Genomic DNA, 18,581 nt, shown 5'->3' on the forward strand with positions numbered 1-18,581 from the left:
AAGCTATCAGCAGCTCCACGACCGGAATAAATTCTTAGTATAAGACAATGAACTTTACAAACTTCAAAATTGCTTGGCGAAATATCGGAAAGAAAAAAGTGCAAAATCTGATCAATCTAATTGGATTGACCTGCGGTATTACTTTTCTACTACTTGTAGGCGCCTATGTATGGGATGTACATCAAGTGAATAGCAATATCAAAAATATTGATCGGCAATTTTTGTTGCAAAGCAACTATAAGAAAGAAGGATTTGGTATTAATTTAACCACACTAGGGGCGCTCCCCAAAGCCTTACATGAGGAGTATCCCAATCTGGTCTCTAATTATTATCGGATTGATGGATTGACAGGTATCGTAGCAAACGGTGCGACAATTCATGAGGAAGGGATGTCTCTCGGAGATCCTAGTCTATTGACGATGTTCGGATTCCATATTTTAGCGGGCAATGCCAATACGGCTTTGAATAATCCCTTTTCAGTTGTCATCAGTGACAAAGCCGCCATAAAATATTTCGGCCATGTGGATGTACTTGGAAAATCGCTACAAATAAAAAATTTCAAGGGTGAAAAACACGATTTTGAAATTACAGCAATCATCAAATCCGATGTCCAAAATGCCATTATGGATCTCACAAAAAATATGCATGCAGACATATTTTTACCGATCATCAACGAGCAATTCTTTGGCCGATCTATCGACAATTGGAATAACCCTTATATTGCGGGTTATATTGAATTGAAACCAGGTGTAAGCTTGGAACGAGTAGATGCCGCCATCGAAACGCTGGTAAGAAAAAATACCGATAAAGAATTTTCCAGTCAATATAGCCCCAATCTAAAACCATTGAAAACTTATTATTTGGATGACAATCAAGGGGCTGTCCGTAAAATGATACAGACGTTGATTTGGACTGCCATTTTTATCTTGATCATGGCTATCATCAATTTCATCAATTTTAGTATCGCTCAGCACATTACCCGATTAAAGGAAATCGGTGTTCGCAAGATGATGGGATCATCTCGAGTGCAGCTTATTAGACAACTGATGACCGAATATATCCTGATCGTGGCCATAGCAACATTAATCAGTCTGCCAATCTATATCGTCACAAGTCCAATTTTCGAACATATCCTGATGCGCAAGCTGCCTACGTTGATGGAATTGCCGATTTATTTTTTTGGTCTATTGGGTATAATGACGTTATTAATTGGTTTACTGGCGGGTCTATATCCAGCAATTAAGCTTTCCAATATAGCGGTACTTCCTGCAGTCAAAAATCAGTTTTCGACGTTGGGAGGCAAACAGCTGGTACGAAAAATTCTTTTGTTTTTTCAATTTGGGGTAGCCTTGCTCCTGCTGGCCTGCACACTAATTATTTCCAAACAAGTGGACCTATTTCTCCATAGCAATCTAGGTTACAACAAGGACTACTTATTAACCGTTCAAGTACCTAGAGATTGGTCCGAAAATGGTGTTCGCAAAATGGAGACTTTACAACATGAACTCAGCCAGCAACCAGAAGTAAAATCTGTAAGCTTATCTTATGAAACACCTGGATTACTGGGATTCAATATGCAATCTGCATTCGGTACGATTGAAAACAAAGAAATCCAGGTACAACGGATTACAAGTGATAGTCACTTTTTGGGAACCTATGAGATACCGCTAATTGCCGGAACTTTTCTTCCTAAAAACTATGCTACTCATGCGGATAATAGACCAGTTGTCATCAACAGGAAAGCTATGGATGATTTTGGCTTTAAAAATGCCGAGCAGGCTATTGGTCAGCAAATAGCAATCAATGATCCTAGTTACAAAATGACTATTGTGGGCGTTGCTGAAAATTTTGTAGCCAACACACTTCATCAGGCATCCCCGCCTATTATCTGGATAGATGTACATGAGAGCCTTCAATACCGATACCTCAGTATTCGCTTACAAAAAGGCTCTCTTTCCAATGCAGTACAACAACTAGAAAAAAAATGGAAAACGTTGCTACCTGATGCACCGTTCGAGTATCAGTTTATGGATGAACGTATCAAAAGTTTATATGAAACTGAGTTGCAGCTGCATCGCGCTTCCCAGATTGCTACGGTTGTTTCACTACTGATCGTGGCATTGGGACTTACCGGATTAATATCGCTTTCCATCCATCTGCGCAATAAAGAAGTTGGCATTCGTAAAGTACTTGGGGCTTCACTAGCACATTTGATGTTGCTCTTTTCAAAAGAGTACTACGGAATCTTCCTATTTGCTGCATTTACGACAGTTCCACTGAGCTATCTATTGATGCAATACTGGCTACAAAATTACATTATCCGAGTAGAAATCAATGCATTTACCTACTTGTTACCATTGGGGACGTTGATTGGTTTGCTGAGTTTATTGGTTGGCATTATTGTATTTCGATCAACTCGGTTTAATCCAGTTGAAAAATTAAGAGATGAATAAGAAAAATAAGCCGTAGGGTGTGCGAAAATTATTATCAAGCTGAATTGGGTGTAGTAGTTTATAATTGGTTCCCTACGGCTCAGTATCTTTATACTCTTCCAGTAGCTATTCGTTGCGAACAGCTACTGGAAGAGTAACTCCTTATTCCTTTAACCACCATAGCTTTTCGATAGATAAACAAATCCATATTTTGATTCTTTCCGAATAAGTTTAAGCTCATCAGACCGATTGAGCAAATCTTCAAGTATCTTCATCAGGTTTTTAGGTTGGATATATTTGTCAAGCTTTTCACAACAGCGTTTATGTATTTCGGAAGGGCTTCTATCTACACTAAAATATCCTTCATTTATTTCCGCAGTTATCAAATTATTAATTTTTTCGACAGTTAACTTTGTAGCGTCTTCATAAGGATCAATATCATGACGAGCATCTATCAACTTGAACTCTATTATCCGTTGCCCCTCTTCAACATCCAGTCGGCTTAACAAATAAACAACACGATCATTGAGCGTTGTCACTTCGAGTTCGTAAGTATGTTTCTGTAAGTTTATGTCCATACCTGGCAGCATTATGGAATTCGTACTACTCACATTCAACACACGACAAAATATATAGTAATCAATAGCAAGAATCGTTTTAATTTTGAAAGACTCAATCTTGCTCATAAAATCCAATGGTTTCCCCATTAAAAAAGAAACTTCTTGTGGAGATAGACCGAGTGAGACACGCTGCAAAAGCATACTATAAAATATTAAGATTTCTATTTCATCACATTTTCTCTTACAAAGCTTAGTTAAGTGTTGGTTACTTTTCTTTTTCATAATATGCTCAATTTACTTGTATAGTTATTCAATACAAAAGAATAGAAAATATTCTAAAAATAAAAACATATGTATAAATAAAAATAACATTTTGTATATTTATCTATACAAAACAAGAGCATACTAAATCATAACTATGACAAAACTAGGTGAATTTTTAGAGAAGAAATCCGTTAATAAATCGCGAATTGCACGCAAAACAGGTTTAAGTAAGGCGAGAATCAATGAGTTAACGATGACCGAAACGGCTAAATTGCGTTTGGATGAAATGTACCTGATCGCATTGGCTATTGATACTGATCCAGCTAAAATGATGTTCGAACTATGTGATCATCTCCAGCTGAAAGATATTGAAGATTAAGCAATTCTCTATTTAACGCCAGCGCCTAGAACGTCTGTGCGATACTGAACGCCAAACTGTTCGATATCGTACAGACTGGCGTTTCAAATTTAAACCAACAAACTAGTTATCAACATATTAACAAAATGGCAACGCAATTGATTTCAGCTTAAACGTCTGTTTTGATTATAACTACCAGTCATTCAGGCGCTAAAAAAATTCTGCTATGATAGGAAATAATCTCAAAATAGCTTGGCGGAATATGGCAAAAAACAAGCTATATTCATTCATCAAGATTGGTGGCTTTGCCTTTAGTATTGCGATCTGTATTCTTATTGTTTTATATATAAAACATGAGACAAGCTATAATAAGTTTTATCCGGCTATGGATAGAATTTACCGCTTGGTTGTTCAGTTACCTATTGAGAATAAAACCGAGCGCTGGGTTTCACTTTCTGCACCGGTAGCGCCAACCCTAAAAGCAGAAATACCGTCCATTGAGCAAACGGGGCGCATCCTACCCAATCCGTTATTCGGTGCGGGCAGCAACCAATTGTCATTAAATAACAGCCCTGATAGCCATTACGATGATGGATTTGTCTATGTCGACCAGTCCATTCTCGACATGTTTCCTATGCCAATGGTTTCGGGCCAGCTGTCCCATGCACTCGACAAGCCCAACACATTGGTTATCACCAGAAGCAAAGCCGAAAAATACTTTAAAAATGATCCAATTGGACAAACGATCTATCTCAACAACAATAAATCTAAGGCGTATACCATCACCGGGGTCATTGAAGATATGCCCAACAATTCGACCCTTGCCGGTTATAGTTTTTTTATGTCGCTCGCTGGAGAACCTTTTTATCAAGGCGAACAGACTGCTTGGCTCAATAACAATTATACCGTTTATGTCAAATTAAAACCCAACGTAAATGTTGCACTGGCAGAAAAAGAAATTTCAAAGAATTACTTAGAGATACATTATCTCCCTGAATATCTAAAATCAGGACGTAAACTTAATCCGCTTTTCAAGCAGGCAAAAATAACTTTACAGAATGCACTCGACATGCATTTAAAATCTGCGGATATAAGCGACGATAAAGTTAGTACATTGAACAGAGGGGATATTCGCATGGTTTGGACCTTCGCAACAATAGCTTTATTTATTTTGTTCATTGCCTGTATTAACTTCATCAACTTATCGACAGCAAATGCAGCAACGAGAGCAAAAGAAATTGGTATCCGTAAGACTATTGGCTCCTCCAGGAAGCTGCTTGTTGGACAATTTCTTGTTGAAGCAATTTGTTATAGTGTATTGTCACTGATTATTGGGCTCTTTCTTAGCTGGCTACTACTACCCGTATTCAACCATCTAGCCAACAAATCCTTAACCATTCCTTGGATAGCAGCGTACTTCTTTCCTTCTCTTTTGGTGGCTATATTGGTGATCGGTGGCCTTGCCGGGATCTATCCAGCACTGTATCTATCCAAATTTAAACCAATCACCGCACTGAAAAACAATGTCATTGGCGCTAAATCTTCGCTCTTTAGGAATAGTTTGGTTGTCTTTCAATTCGCAACCTCAATTATCCTTATCGTTGGAGCATTGGTGACCAATAAACAGATAAACTACATATTGGACAAAGATCTGGGATTTGACAAGGAACAAGTCGTTGTGCTTCGCGGTATTGGAACATTATCGAAACAGCTTCCAAGTTTAAAAAATGAACTAAAGAGCCTCCCCAATGTTGCTTCAGTTTCCATGGGTGATTTTCTTCCAGTCCCCATCGATGGTGCCAAACGAAATGGCAATCCGTTCTGGGTCGATGGCAGAAAAGATCTTGATATGGCTACACAGGGCCAATTTTGGGAAATCGATCAGGATTACCTGAGCACATTCGGTCTTCATTTAAATAAAGGACGAAATTTTGATCCTACCAGAGCCACCGATAGCAGTTCGGCTATTATCAATCAAAAATTGGCCGACGAACTTCACTTAAAGAATCCCATTGGAGCAAAAATCACCAATGGCAATACATGGACGGTCATTGGCGTAGTAGATGATTTTATTTTTGAGTCGCTAAAGGATAAGGGGTACGCAGGGCTTTGTATGACATTACAAGGCAATCCTTCCCTTCTCTCTATTAAGGTAAAACCGCAACATCTCAAAGAGACGCTCGCTGATATCACAGGAGTATGGGACAAATTTGCCCCAAATCAACAAATTAACTACAGCTTTTTGGACGAAGGTTTTGAGGCCCTTTATCAAGACGTGGAACGGACCAAGAATATATTCACTTGTTTTGCTCTTGTTGCCATTTTTGTTGCTGCACTCGGGCTTTTCGGTCTCGCAACTTATGTGACACAACAACGGACCAAAGAAATTGGCGTACGTAAGGTACTTGGAGCCAATGCGATTAGATTACTCCGATTATTGTCTGGAGATTTTATAAAATTGGTGTTTGTAGCCTTGGTCATTGCCACACCAGTTGCGTGGTGGGCAATGAACCAATGGCTTACAGATTTTAACTATCGAATCGAAATAAATTGGCTATACTTCATTCTTGCGGGAATGAGTGCCATTTTAATTGCTTTAGGCACAATCAGCTATCAGACATGGAAAGCCATTCGCACCAATCCTGTGGATAGCCTGCGTGATGAATAAATACAAAACCGTAAAAGACTTTTATTATGATAGGAAATAATTTAAAGATCGCTTGGCGAAATATGGTCAACAATAAGCTTTACTCGATCATCAAGATCGGCGGGTTCGCTTTTAGCATTGCCATTTGCATTCTTATTATGCTGTACATTCGACATGAAACGAGTTATGATAAAATGTATCCCAACATGGACCGTGTTTTCCGTCTTATCGTTTCAGCACCCGATGGAGATAAAGTAAGGCAAACCTTTTCCTTTCCTGCCCCAGCAGCTAAAACCTTGCAAGAGGAAATCCCAAGTGTTGAGTTAGCCGGTCGCATTTTACCCAATACCTTATTTGGTGCCGGAAGCAATTTGTTTACTGTAAATGGCCGTGCGGAGAACTACCTTGATAAAGGTTTTGTTTATATTGATCAGTCCATTTTGGAAATATTTCCGCTTCCGGTCGTACAAGGACAGTTATCACATGCGCTGGACAAACCCAATGCGATAGTCATTACCAAAAGTAGGGCTCAGAAATATTTCAAAGGAAATGCCGTAGGACAAACCATCTATTTGAACAATAATAAAAATGTTTTATACAACATAACGGCTGTGATCGATGATGTTCCAAACAATTCCAGTCTTTATGGTTATGATTATTTTATATCCCTAGCAGGGGAACCATTTTATCCGGGTGAACAAAACAATTGGGGCGCGACAAATTACATTACCTATGTAAAACTGAAGGAGAATACAGATATTGCCAACGCACAGCGTAGCATTTCAAAAAACTATATTCAGGACCATTATATTTTGCTCAACAAAAAAAATGGAATGAAAATATCACCCGAAATGATGCAATCAACCGTATTGCTTCAAAACGCGCTTGATATGCACCTGCACTCGAAGAATATTTCGGAATATGGAATGGCGACACAATATCAAGGCGACATTAAGATGGTCTGGATATTTGCGGGCATTGCATTTTTTATATTATTGATTGCCTGTATAAACTTCATCAACCTATCAACGGCGAATGCAGCAACGCGAGCCAAAGAAATCGGGATTCGAAAAACCATTGGATCAAATCGACGGACACTGATTATCCAATTTATGACCGAAGCGATATGTTACAGTCTTATTTCACTCCTTATAGGGTTATTATTAGCCTTCCTGTTATTACCGCTATTTAACAATCTAGCCAACAAAGCGCTGTTTATACCGTGGACAGTGTGGTACTTTGTTCCTTCGCTGATTTTGAGCATGTTGTTCATCGGTATCCTTGCTGGCTTATACCCAGCGTTCTATTTATCAGGATTTCAACCTATCAACGCATTAAAAAGTAAATCGGTTGCTAATCCTAAATCTTCGTTGCTACGTAATGGACTGGTTATTTTCCAGTTTGCAACATCTATTATACTGATCATCAGTGCACTCATTGCAAATCAGCAAATCAGTTTTATGCTTAATAAAGACATTGGCTTTGATAAAGATCAGGTCATTGTACTTCGTGGTGTAACAGGTATTGCCTCTCGGGCAAAAGAATTAAAAAATGAATTGAAAGCCATTCCAACAGTTCGTGATGTCTCCATCGGCGACTACTTACCGGTTCAATTGGATGGTGCAAAAAGAAATGGGAATCTTTTTTGGGCCAAAGGAAAAGAAGATCTTGAATTGGGAGAAGGTGGGCAATTCTGGAATATCGACGAAAGCTACCTCACTACATTTGGACTAAAACTTATAGCAGGCCGAAACTTTGATCCACATATCACTTCGGATAGTACTGGCGCTATTGTTAACAAAAGAATGCTTGCTGATCTAGGCATCAAGGGAAATCCGATTGGGGCACAAATTACTAATGGCATGACGTGGACCATTATCGGCGTCGTCGACGATTTTATCTTTGAATCGATGAAAGATGAGGGCTACTATCCCGTTTGTATGACACTAGCCAATAGTCCTTCCATGTTTTCGATCAAGACCAAGTCAACCGATATGGCTAAAACTTTGGATGAGATAAATATGGTATGGAATAAATTTGCGCCTGATCAAAAAATCAATTACAGCTTTTTGGATGAGGGCTTTGCTTCCCTTTATCAAGATGTCCAACGGACGAAAAATATCTTCAGCTGCTTTGCTTTTGTAGCCATCTTTGTTGCAGCTCTGGGACTTTTCGGACTGGCAACCTATGTGACCCAGCAACGTACCAAGGAAATCGGTGTCCGCAAGGTTCTTGGCGCGAGTTCCATCCGATTACTCCGACTACTTTCCGGAGACTTTATAAAATTGGTGTTTGTAGCCTTGGTCATTGCCACACCTGTTGCGTGGTGGGCAATGAATCAATGGTTGAGAGATTTCAACTATCGAATAGAAATAAATTGGTTCTACTTTATTCTAGCGGGTCTCAGTGCAATCCTGGTTGCATTTGGAACCATTAGTTATCAAACTTGGAAAGTCGTCCGTGCCAATCCAGTCGATAGTTTAAGGGATGAATAAAGTCAGGAGATCTTAAAAATTGGTGTTTGTTGCCTTGTTAATTGCCTTGCCTGTTGCGTGGTGGGCAATGAACCAATGGCTCAAGGGGCATGGATGTTCGATTCTGGACGTAAACTGTTCGAAATCGAACATCCAAAAACAAAACAAAAACACGATAAGTGATTTATAATAAAACTATTACGACACTGGCAAGGGGATTGTAATTTTAATTGAGTGAATTGGTTCGCATTAGTTTAAACATAATATCCTCCAAAAAATGGCAAAAAATGATTTCAAACTAGCTTGGCGTAAACTCCTAAAAAATAAAGGTTTTACTTTCTTAAATATTGTTGGTCTGACCTTGGGTTTTACGGGTTTTATCCTTTCCTATCAATACATCAATCGGGAAACGAGTTACGATAAATGGAATCCACATTTTAAGGATATCTACCAAATTGGCCTTGAAGCAGAAGGTGCATTTACGGACGAAACTTCACCTTCTCTGGCTCCATTGCTAAAACAGAATTTACCTGATATTGTATATGCAGGTAGAAAAATAGTTTATAATTACGGAAGTTATCCCCTTTTTGGTGAAAAAACAGTCCTTATTAAAAATGCTGCACTGATTGACTCCTCAGCCGCACGAATCTTTCAAATCGAAAATGCGACCGGACCGCTCTACAAAAACAAGGACCAAAAGGATGCGACCATGGTCAAAAGCCATATTGCCGAACAACTATTCAAAAAAGAAGACTTAAATTTTGACAGTCCCCAGTCGATTCCAACTCAAAGCCTTGCCTTAGGTGTGCGAGAGACGATTTATGGCACCATCAAAAAGCAAGGTCTGTCCATGATTGATTACGATCTCCTTTTTATCCGTGAACCGCAGGATCTCTTTGCCGATAATAATCCCTTTTTGTATCAAACTTATATTCAGGTTCGGCCCGGTACGGATATCACAAAGTTGACCAATCGCATCAATGCGCTTTACCAGAAAGAAATTGCACCAAAAGATAAAATACGCTCATCCAGTTATGCCAAGGGAAAAATCTACCTAGATCCACTTGCCAACCTTCACCTTCGGCCAAAAACGGGAAATAACACGGCTTATATCATTACGTGGATTATTGGTATTCTTTCGGTCTTGATTCTTTTACTTGCTTCGGCCAATTTTGCCAACATGATTATGGCACAGGCGGATCAACGACTTAAAGAGCTTGCCCTAAAAAAAATATTGGGAAGCTCACGTTGGGCTATCGTCAGGCAATTGGTACTGGAAGTATTTATTCTGACTTTCAGTGCTGCAATCCTAAGTTTCGTTACTTTGGCCCTCACAGGAAATATCCTCCAAAAATGGTTCAATGATGATCTTAAGGGGTATATTTTGAGTTCGGAGACAATCGCCCAACTTGCTATTGCCGTACTATTGACAACAATTCTATCGGCAATATACCCAGCGATCGTACTCTCTGGCTTCAAATCCGTCAATCTGCTCAAAGGCGGATTATCCTCAATACTAAAGAAAGGAACATTCCGAAATGCCTTGCTAACTTTCCAGATCAGTATGGCTATCCTCTTTATCTCGGGCATGTTGGTTATTAGAGCACAGCTAAATTATATGCAGCAGGCGGATAAAGGGTTTGAGCCTGCACAAGTTGTCAATTTCAAAGGTGTAGGTATGTATTACAATAAAGACACCTACAATCAATTAAAACGTCGATTAGAAAACGACCCGAGTATTGCAGCTACCGCATCGGCAACAAATATCCCAGGAGAGGGCGAACAGCCTCCTAAAATGGATTTTTCTTATGCACAAAAAACTGTTTCATTCGCACATGTCGGCATTGATCCTAAATACTTCAAGACGTTAAATATCCCCAGCATACAGGGGAACACCAATATTTCAATAGATCAACTGCTTCGCGATTCCTTGGCCAACTATGCTATTATCAACGAATCTGCAGCCAAAAATTTAGGACTTGAAAACCCTATGGGGGCTAAAATTAAAGGCTGTGATGTCAACTTCGAAATTGTCGGTCTGGTCAAAGACAGTAAAGCTTATGGTTTTGAAAATGTAGTTCAACCGACCATCTATTCATTTAAAAGTGAATGCGGAAGCATGCGCTTGCAAACAACCCTCATGGTCAAAACAAAACCAGGAATGGTCGATCGGGCAATTCAAACAGTCAAAGCAGAGTGGGAGAAAAATCCATCCACAAAAGATCTGCCCCTTGATTATTCCTTTATGGATGAGCAATATGCTTTACAGCACAAAAAACAGCAAGAATTGCAGACTGCTTTTAATAGTTTCACCAGCCTTTCTGTTATCATCGCGGCCTTAGGGCTGTTCAGTATGGCGGCATATCAGGCGGCATTACGAAAAAAGGAAATGAGCATCCGTAAAGTACTAGGAGCGTCGGTACAATTGCTCTTTATTCAATTGAACAAACCATTTTTCAAGCTCTTTCTGATCGGGATCGGCATAGCCCTTCCAATAGCATATCTGCTCATGAATAGGTGGCTTTCCAATTTCGCCTATCACATTCAGCTGTCCTGGGGGTCGTTTTTGATCCCAATATTTTGCATATTTATACTCATATTGGTTTCCATCAGTTTCCAATCTATCAAAGTCGCAAAAACAAATCCAATAGATAGCCTGCGCGATGAATAAAAGATAATATGAGCAGAGAGGGCCTTACCCCAGAATCGAACAATAAATATGGTTACTAGTAAAAATTTAAATACGAATATCTAAGATCTCAATACTAAAAAATGATACAATTAAAAAATTTATTCAAGTGGTATAACGTAGGTGGTACACGCTCATTCGTCCTTAAAGATGTAAGTCTCGATATCGCTGAAGGTGATTTTATCTCCATCATGGGACCTTCAGGGTCTGGAAAATCGACTTTATTAAATATTATCGGTATGCTCGATGAACCTGATGAAGGTGAATATATCTTTATGGGCGAGAATGTATTGGAAATGAAAGCGAAAAAAAGAACGCAACTATACCAATCTCACATCGGCTATGTATTTCAAGCTTACCATCTCCTGGATGAATTGACCGTATATGAAAATATTGAAACACCCTTGATCTATAAGGACATTTCGAGCAAAGAAAGAAAAGCTATTGTTGCCGATATGCTCGATCGCTTTGGCATTGTCGGGAAGAAGGATCTCTTCCCAGCCCAGCTATCCGGTGGCCAACAACAGATTGTAGGTATAGCGCGTGCATTAGCGGGATCACCCAAGTTATTGCTGGCCGATGAGCCTACGGGTAACTTAAATTCCAAACAAGGCGAAGAAATCATGGATCTATTCAAACAGCTCAACGATGATGGTGTTACAATTATACAAGTAACCCACTCTGAAAAGAATGCCGAATACGGTAAAAGAGTTGTCAATATGCTGGATGGTCAGCTCAAATAATTGTATGCCAATTTAACCTGGATAATCCCTACGCAGTACATCAATTACGGTAGGGATTTTTTTAGTTCATATTTCGAATCAATTCTTTAACTTCGTTATGATGAATGAGAGAGAGTTGAAATCGCTAATATCCCTGTTGGACGACACCGACCAACAAATTATTCAGGAAGTGGAACACCAGTTAAAAAGCCAAGGTCCTGAGGTTGTACCCTATTTGGAAAAATTTTGGGAATCAAGCTTCGATCCCAAAATACAGGGGCGGTTAGAGAATATCATTCATGAAATTCAATTTGATCAGACCAAAAACGAGTTACAGATCTGGAACCTGAGTAACTCATTCAATCTACTGGAAGGATTAATTATCCTCAATAATTATCAATATCCTTCTTATCAAGACCATAAGATTGTTTTAGCGATAGAGGATCTCAAAACTGAGGTATGGCGCGGTTTGCATTACGACATGAGCCCACTGGAAAAAGTGAACCTGATGAATCATGTTCTTTTTGGCTCCTTCGGCTTAGCAGGAAATACAAAGGATTATCATCACCCACAGAATTCCTATATTGGTCAAGTGCTCGATACCAAACAGGGAAATCCCTTAACCCTATCCTGCATTTATAGTATCATTGCACAAAAATTGGACATTCCAATCTACGGTATTAATTTACCAAAGCATTTTGTTTTGGCGTATATGGATTCGGATGAAGAAGGGAATGAAAATGTGCTGTTTTACATCAATGCCTTTAATCGTGGGCAGGTTATGCAGAAAAGCGATGTAAATTCATTTTTGAAGCAACTGAACCTCAATCCGGATAGAGAATTTACCTATCCCTGCGACAATGTGACAATCATTAAACGAGCTTTACGAAACCTGATGTCTGCCTACGAGGAATATGAAAGTTCAAACAAGCAACAAGAAATCAAAGAGCTTTTCCAGTTGCTTGCTTAAACTGTCCATTAAAAGTTAGTAGTAGACCGGCCGTCCAAAAAGATATAATTTGGATTCAGAGAACCATAGGTTTTCGCCGCTATGTCAGGTTTTAAATTACCGTCGCTTAAGCCAGTCAATGGAAAACGCGAAATTGTACGATTCTTTAGATCAGAAACATAAAAGAATTTCCCTTCGTTGAGACGGTCATCAATGGCTATCCCCCAAGGCTCTTCCAAACCTGTATTAGCACCACTCACAACATAATCAGGGTCTATATTTTTCTCTGTAGTTCCACTAAACAAAGTCGTAGGGTCTTTGAAAAATAAGACTTCTTTACCCGCTGTTACGGCCAGCAAACCCTTATTAGGCGCATAAGACACTGGGCCTAATTTAGTCTTACCTTTGATATATACCTTCAATACTGGACTAAATCCATCTACGCCGACAATCGTATCACGTGGCTGATCGATGAGTTGTTGTTTTAGATTAGTATAAACAGCAAATCCACTTTTATTTTCTGCTCCTTCATTATTAAAGCCTATAACAACAATTTTTTGATTATTATCACCTGTGCTATTGTTCACTAAGGTCAGAGAACTAGGAACAATGGTTCCAAGGTTAATCTGTTTGTCAATGATTGGTGCTCCACCTTTTGATCCTACTTTTCCGCTTGGTGTGCTTATAGCATAAAACATGGAGCTGCCTACTCCTCGATTTGTAACCGCCAATAGAAATGGTATTGTAGCAGATCCAGAAGTACCATTTTGCTGGGCATATGTATAATAAGCCAATCCCTTAACATTTGTAAAACCACGGTATCCAATTGCGCCTGCATTACCTGGAATTCCATAAATATCATTTGCAAAAGGAATACGCTGAATAAAGGTATCCTGAGCCGTTATACTCGCCTGAAAAATAGCCTGGGCACTTGCATCAAAAAGAATGGGTCCCCCTCCCTTAGCCGGAGAAAGATACTGATAGATATTATCCAAATTGTTCGTATCTGCCGGATCTACAATCATCATATTCTTCAGGGAAGAATTATTCGGATCATAATCCAGGAAAGAGATATATAATCGTGATATCTGCGTGACACGTCCAATATTGCTTGGTTCATCATCCAGTTTCTTGCATGATGTAAAACCTAGTGTACTGGCAAAGAATAGAATAACAAAGGATTGAAACGAAAATTTCATATATTTTTTATTAAAAATAGCGTATTGCGTTAAACATACAAATCTACTAATATATGCAGCATATAAACGAATTTATATAATTCTTTTAAGGACAAACTCGCATAAGTAAAACGGAAATATTTGTCAATTCGCTACTTTTTGATTAAAATTGTCCTTGTTTTTTGTTAGCACATACGATTATGGAAAATAAGGAATTTGTAAGGGAGACGTTGGCATTACCGGGAGAGGGCAAAAAATTACTTTTACACTCCTGCTGTGCTCCTTGTTCAGGAGAAGTGATGGAAGCGCTCATTGCTTCGGATATCGATTTTACAATCTATTTTTACAATCCCAATATTCATCCCCGCAAAGAATATGATTTACGCAAAGACGAGAACATCCGATTTGCGGAAAAACATAATATCCCTTTTATTGATGCGGACTACGATGTTGATCATTGGTTTGATTTGGCCAAAGGGATGGAGCAAGAGCCTGAAAGAGGCATTCGCTGCACCATGTGTTTTGATATGCGTTTTGAAAAAACAGCTGAGTATGCGGCTGCGAATGGCTTTGATGTGATTTCAAGTTCGCTGGGTATCTCCCGCTGGAAAAACATGGAGCAGATCAATGATTGTGGTTTACGTGCTGCCTCCCGCCATGAAGGGATGGAGTATTGGACATTCAACTGGCGCAAGAAAGGTGGTTCTGCACGTATGCTTGAAGTCTCCAAAAAGGAGAAGTTCTATATGCAGGAATATTGCGGCTGTGCTTATTCGCTACGTGACACCAACAAATGGCGTATGGCACATGGGCGCGAAAAGATAGAGTTAGGCAAAAATTATTATGAATAAGCCCTGTTACTGGTGTATATAAAGCTTTGCTTCGGAATATTTAAAAAAATATTTCTATCCTAATGATTTTATACATACCTTTGCAGGCTCAAATGCAAGATTGTGAAACATCTAAAACAATACAGAATTCCCTTTTCGGGGCTCAACGCTGGAAAGCACAATTTTGAGTTTGACATTAATAAAAAGTTCTTTGACTGCTACGAACATTCGATTGTAAAAGATGGCAACCTGAAAGCAGAAGTTGAATTGCAAAAACAAGAAAATCTATTGATTTTGCATTTTGATATCCAAGGCGAAATTCAATTGACCTGTGATACCTGCTTAAAAGAGTTTATGTCATCGATTTCAATTCAAGAACGAATATTAGTCAAATTCACGGATGAAGATTGGACAGATAATACCGAAGAGGTGTTAATCTTATCCAAAAGCGACCATGAGTTGGATATAGCTGAGTTATTATACGAATACATTAATTTAGCTGTTCCCTATTTCGTTAAATGTGAAGAGCAGGGACAAGGCATACAATGTGATCCTGAGATGCTCGCGTTATTTACAAGCGAGCCCGATTCAGAAGAACAAAAAGAAGAAGAAATTATCGACCCACGTTGGGAAGCATTGAGAAATATTAAAAATAACTAAAACAAAAATACGAGATGGCACATCCAAAACGTAAAACTTCTAAATCAAGAAGAGACAAAAGAAGAACACATTATAAAGCTGAAGCTCCAAGCTTGACAGTATGTAAAGAAACTGGCGCAGTTCATTTACCTCACCGTGCGTATACTGTAGACGGAAACTTGTACTACAACGGTAAATTGATCATTGAAAATACAGCTGTTGTCTAAGGTAAACCTTTCATAACACCAAAACATCCCAGACAAGCACTATTTTAGAAATTTGCTTTACTTTGGGATGTTTTTTGCGTATTATTGATTTACTAAATAATAACGGATGAAGATTGGTTTAGATATTTTAGGAGGAGATTATGCTCCTAAAGCAACGATAACAGGTGCTATTGAAGCACAAAAACAGCTTACTGGAGACCAAAGAATAGTCCTTTTTGGTAAAACTGAAGAGACTAAACAATTAATCAATCAAGCCGGAGGAAATTCATCTGACTTTGAATATGTAGAGGCTCCAGAAGTCATTGCAATGGGTGAACATCCAACCAAAGCGATAACTCAAAAACCCAACTCAAGTATTGCGAAGGGATTTGAATATTTAAAAAACAAAGAAATTGACTCATTCGCTTCTGCTGGTAATACTGGCGCCATGCTTGTGGGCTCAATGTTCAGCGTTAAAGCTATCCCAGGCGTATTACGTCCTGCAATAGCATCCATTGTTCCCAAATTAAAATCAGGCTTCGGAATCTTATTGGACGTCGGCGCTAATGCGGACTGTAAACCAGAGATGTTGAACCAATTTGCAATCTTGGGAAGCGTCTTTGCCGAACATGTGTTTAATGTATCCAACCCTAAAGTGGGATTATTGAATATCGGAGAAGAAGAAGAAAAAGGAAACATCCTAACAACCTCTACCTACCCCCTACTTAAAGCCAACGACAAGATTAACTTTATCGGAAATGCAGAAGGCCGTGACCTGTTCAGTGACCATGCCGACGTTTACGTCTGTGATGGATTTACAGGCAACGTCGTCTTGAAACTCGCAGAATCATTTTATGTAGTGACATTGAAAAAAGGTTTTAAAGATGATTTCTTCGACCGATTCAACTACGAGCAGTACGGCGGAAGCCCCATCTTGGGAGTTAATGCTCCTGTCATTATTGGCCATGGTATTTCGACGCCTGAGGCCATTAAAAATATGGTTTTATTTTCAAGAGATATGATCGAGTCTAAATTCATTGACAGCATCAGATCTATTTTCAATTAGAATATTTATGTCAAAGATTCACGCCGCAATCACGGCTGTAAATGGTTACGTTCCGGATTATATCCTTACTAACAAAGAATTGGAAACAATGGTCGACACCAACGACGAATGGATTGTTTCCAGAACGGGAATCAAAGAGCGTCGCATCTTAAAAGGTGAAGGGCTTGCTACTTCAGATCTTGCTGTACCTGCGGTTCAAGGTTTATTGAAAAAAAGAGGTATAGCTGCTACAGATATTGACCTTATTATCTTTTGTACAAGCACACCAGATATGCTGTTCCCTGCGACTGCAAATATTCTGGCCGATAAAATCGGAGCAACAAATGCATGGGGATTTGATCTTCAGGCTGCTTGTTCAGGTTTCTTGTTCGGTCTGAATACGGGAACACAATTTATCACTGCTGGTACACATAAAAAAGTCCTTGTTATCGGTGCAGATAAAATGTCTTCGGTAATCAATTATCAAGACCGTAATACCTGTATCCTATTTGGTGATGGTTGTGGTTGTGTATTGTTGGAGCCAAATGAAGAAGGAATGGGTATACAAGATGCTATTTTAAAAACCGATGGTTCCGGAGGACAGTTTTTGAATATTAAAGGTGGGGGTTCACTGAATCCGGCGTCGCATGCAACTGTAGATGCAGGATTACATTATGCTTACCAAGAAGGTCGTACGGTGTTTAAATTCGCAGTAACCAATATGGCAGATGTTGCACATGAGGTTATGGTCAAAAATAACTTAAAGTCAGAAGATATTGCTTGGTTGGTACCTCATCAGGCCAACAAACGTATTATTGATGCAACTGCAGAACGTGTGGGTCTTCCGGAAGAAAAGGTGATGGTGAACATTCAAAAATATGGAAATACCACCAGTGGTACTATCCCTTTATGCCTATGGGAATGGGAATCTCAATTGAAAAAAGGAGATAATCTTATCCTTGCAGCTTTTGGCGGTGGTTTCACTTGGGGATCCATCTATTTAAAATGGGCGTATTAATTGTCCATTTTATGGTATAATTTATTACTTTTGACAGTTAGAATTTTTTAGAAACAAACAAAACCTAGAATACTATGGGTATGGATATCAAACAAATTCAGGACTTGATTAAATTCGTTTCAAAATCAGGCGTGAATGAAGTCTCAATTGAAGAGCAAGATTTTAAAATTACAATAAAAACAAATCAAGAGCCTACGTACGTAACAGCTACTGTTCCTGCTATTGCTCCAATTGCTGCTCCTCAAGTTGCACAAGCAGCGGCGCCAGCTCCAGTAGCTAGCCCTGCAGCACCTGCCGCAAGTGCTGAAGCAAACTTGATTACAGTCAAATCACCTATGATCGGTACATTTTACCGTTCGGCTGGACCTGGTAAACCATCTTTCGCCAATATTGGTGATGATATCAATACCGGTTCTGTATTATGCATCATTGAAGCAATGAAATTATTCAACGAAATTGAATCTGAAGTTTCAGGTAAAATCGTTAAGATTTTGGTAGAAGACGCTCAACCTGTTGAGTTCGACCAACCATTATTCTTAGTTGAGCCTAAGTAATTTACAATTACGTAAA

The 18,581-nt window shown here is 39.1% G+C and carries 15 protein-coding genes; 13 read left to right on the plus strand and 2 right to left on the minus strand.

From position 1 onward, the window contains the following. The first annotated feature begins 47 nt into the window (after nucleotides 1-47). The gene (locus tag GVK91_RS17180) at nucleotides 48-2,453 is read left to right on the plus strand and encodes an ABC transporter permease (protein ID WP_159730460.1); all 2,406 of its coding nucleotides are present in this window, start codon (nucleotides 48-50) and stop codon (nucleotides 2,451-2,453) included. A gap of 149 nt (nucleotides 2,454-2,602) precedes the next feature. On the opposite strand, the gene GVK91_RS17185 is transcribed toward GVK91_RS17180, so the two are convergent. Further along, the gene (locus tag GVK91_RS17185) at nucleotides 2,603-3,274 is read right to left on the minus strand and encodes a hypothetical protein (protein WP_153847198.1); all 672 of its coding nucleotides are present in this window, start codon (nucleotides 3,272-3,274) and stop codon (nucleotides 2,603-2,605) included. 136 nt (nucleotides 3,275-3,410) lie between these two features. On the opposite strand from GVK91_RS17185, the gene GVK91_RS17190 reads away from it, so the two are divergent. From GVK91_RS17190 to GVK91_RS17215, 6 genes are all read left to right on the plus strand, one after another. Continuing rightward, nucleotides 3,411-3,635, plus strand: a complete 225-nt coding sequence (locus GVK91_RS17190) for a helix-turn-helix domain-containing protein (RefSeq protein ID WP_153847199.1) — start codon at nucleotides 3,411-3,413, stop codon at nucleotides 3,633-3,635. A gap of 205 nt (nucleotides 3,636-3,840) precedes the next feature. Continuing rightward, complete coding sequence (locus tag GVK91_RS17195) at nucleotides 3,841-6,282, plus strand: ABC transporter permease (protein ID WP_153847200.1); 2,442 nt, start codon at nucleotides 3,841-3,843, stop codon at nucleotides 6,280-6,282. A 26-nt stretch (nucleotides 6,283-6,308) separates the two neighbouring features. Beyond that, nucleotides 6,309-8,756: an FtsX-like permease family protein gene (locus GVK91_RS17200; protein WP_159730462.1), complete on the plus strand. Its 2,448-nt coding sequence runs from the start codon at nucleotides 6,309-6,311 to the stop codon at nucleotides 8,754-8,756. A gap of 256 nt (nucleotides 8,757-9,012) precedes the next feature. Further along, nucleotides 9,013-11,406 carry an ABC transporter permease gene (locus GVK91_RS17205; protein ID WP_159730464.1) on the plus strand — a complete coding sequence of 798 codons (2,394 nt, stop codon included), beginning with the start codon at nucleotides 9,013-9,015 and terminating at the stop codon, nucleotides 11,404-11,406. 101 nt (nucleotides 11,407-11,507) lie between these two features. Further along, nucleotides 11,508-12,167: an ABC transporter ATP-binding protein gene (locus tag GVK91_RS17210; protein WP_046672265.1), complete on the plus strand. Its 660-nt coding sequence runs from the start codon at nucleotides 11,508-11,510 to the stop codon at nucleotides 12,165-12,167. Between the two features lie 97 nt (nucleotides 12,168-12,264). Then, nucleotides 12,265-13,116 (plus strand): transglutaminase-like domain-containing protein, encoded by an 852-nt coding sequence (locus GVK91_RS17215; protein ID WP_317164631.1) that lies wholly within the window; start codon nucleotides 12,265-12,267, stop codon nucleotides 13,114-13,116. Between the two features lie 8 nt (nucleotides 13,117-13,124). On the opposite strand, the gene GVK91_RS17220 is transcribed toward GVK91_RS17215, so the two are convergent. Further along, nucleotides 13,125-14,294, minus strand: a complete 1,170-nt coding sequence (locus tag GVK91_RS17220) for a hypothetical protein (RefSeq protein ID WP_159730466.1) — start codon at nucleotides 14,292-14,294, stop codon at nucleotides 13,125-13,127. Nucleotides 14,295-14,473: 179 nt separating this feature from the next. Between GVK91_RS17220 and GVK91_RS17225 the strand changes: the two genes are divergently transcribed. The 6 genes from GVK91_RS17225 to accB all read left to right on the plus strand — a co-directional run bounded on the left by GVK91_RS17225 (nucleotide 14,474) and on the right by accB (nucleotide 18,565). Further along, nucleotides 14,474-15,124, plus strand: a complete 651-nt coding sequence (locus GVK91_RS17225) for an epoxyqueuosine reductase QueH (RefSeq protein ID WP_153847204.1) — start codon at nucleotides 14,474-14,476, stop codon at nucleotides 15,122-15,124. 102 nt (nucleotides 15,125-15,226) lie between these two features. After that, on the plus strand, nucleotides 15,227-15,763 hold the full coding sequence (locus GVK91_RS17230) for a DUF177 domain-containing protein (RefSeq protein WP_159730468.1): 537 nt from the start codon (nucleotides 15,227-15,229) through the stop codon (nucleotides 15,761-15,763). A 14-nt stretch (nucleotides 15,764-15,777) separates the two neighbouring features. Beyond that, on the plus strand, nucleotides 15,778-15,969 hold the full coding sequence (gene rpmF / locus GVK91_RS17235; protein ID WP_046672269.1) for a 50S ribosomal protein L32: 192 nt from the start codon (nucleotides 15,778-15,780) through the stop codon (nucleotides 15,967-15,969). A 106-nt stretch (nucleotides 15,970-16,075) separates the two neighbouring features. Then, the gene (plsX, locus tag GVK91_RS17240) at nucleotides 16,076-17,014 is read left to right on the plus strand and encodes a phosphate acyltransferase PlsX (protein WP_159730470.1); all 939 of its coding nucleotides are present in this window, start codon (nucleotides 16,076-16,078) and stop codon (nucleotides 17,012-17,014) included. A gap of 7 nt (nucleotides 17,015-17,021) precedes the next feature. Then, on the plus strand, nucleotides 17,022-18,011 hold the full coding sequence (locus GVK91_RS17245; RefSeq protein ID WP_046672271.1) for a beta-ketoacyl-ACP synthase III: 990 nt from the start codon (nucleotides 17,022-17,024) through the stop codon (nucleotides 18,009-18,011). 74 nt (nucleotides 18,012-18,085) lie between these two features. After that, on the plus strand, nucleotides 18,086-18,565 hold the full coding sequence (accB, locus tag GVK91_RS17250; protein ID WP_159730472.1) for an acetyl-CoA carboxylase biotin carboxyl carrier protein: 480 nt from the start codon (nucleotides 18,086-18,088) through the stop codon (nucleotides 18,563-18,565). Nucleotides 18,566-18,581 lie beyond the last annotated feature (16 nt).

Origin of the sequence: Sphingobacterium sp. 18053, from assembly GCF_902706145.1 — a bacterium.
GTDB classification, from domain to species: Bacteria; Bacteroidota; Bacteroidia; order Sphingobacteriales; family Sphingobacteriaceae; genus Sphingobacterium; species Sphingobacterium paramultivorum.

Bases quoted from the DNA above. Each gene is read 5' to 3' on its own strand.
- GVK91_RS17190 (WP_153847199.1), top strand. From the start codon at position 3,411: ATGACAAAACTAGGTGAATTTTTAGAGAAGAAATCCGTTAATAAATCG.
- GVK91_RS17180 (WP_159730460.1), top strand. From the start codon at position 48: ATGAACTTTACAAACTTCAAAATTGCTTGGCGAAATATCGGAAAGAAA.
- plsX (WP_159730470.1), top strand. From the start codon at position 16,076: ATGAAGATTGGTTTAGATATTTTAGGAGGAGATTATGCTCCTAAAGCA.
- GVK91_RS17220 (WP_159730466.1), bottom strand. From the start codon at position 14,294: ATGAAATTTTCGTTTCAATCCTTTGTTATTCTATTCTTTGCCAGTACA.
- GVK91_RS17245 (WP_046672271.1), top strand. From the start codon at position 17,022: ATGTCAAAGATTCACGCCGCAATCACGGCTGTAAATGGTTACGTTCCG.
- GVK91_RS17215 (WP_317164631.1), top strand. From the start codon at position 12,265: ATGATGAATGAGAGAGAGTTGAAATCGCTAATATCCCTGTTGGACGAC.
- GVK91_RS17195 (WP_153847200.1), top strand. From the start codon at position 3,841: ATGATAGGAAATAATCTCAAAATAGCTTGGCGGAATATGGCAAAAAAC.
- accB (WP_159730472.1), top strand. From the start codon at position 18,086: ATGGGTATGGATATCAAACAAATTCAGGACTTGATTAAATTCGTTTCA.
- rpmF (WP_046672269.1), top strand. From the start codon at position 15,778: ATGGCACATCCAAAACGTAAAACTTCTAAATCAAGAAGAGACAAAAGA.
- GVK91_RS17225 (WP_153847204.1), top strand. From the start codon at position 14,474: ATGGAAAATAAGGAATTTGTAAGGGAGACGTTGGCATTACCGGGAGAG.
- GVK91_RS17210 (WP_046672265.1), top strand. From the start codon at position 11,508: ATGATACAATTAAAAAATTTATTCAAGTGGTATAACGTAGGTGGTACA.
- GVK91_RS17200 (WP_159730462.1), top strand. From the start codon at position 6,309: ATGATAGGAAATAATTTAAAGATCGCTTGGCGAAATATGGTCAACAAT.
- GVK91_RS17185 (WP_153847198.1), bottom strand. From the start codon at position 3,274: ATGAAAAAGAAAAGTAACCAACACTTAACTAAGCTTTGTAAGAGAAAA.
- GVK91_RS17205 (WP_159730464.1), top strand. From the start codon at position 9,013: ATGGCAAAAAATGATTTCAAACTAGCTTGGCGTAAACTCCTAAAAAAT.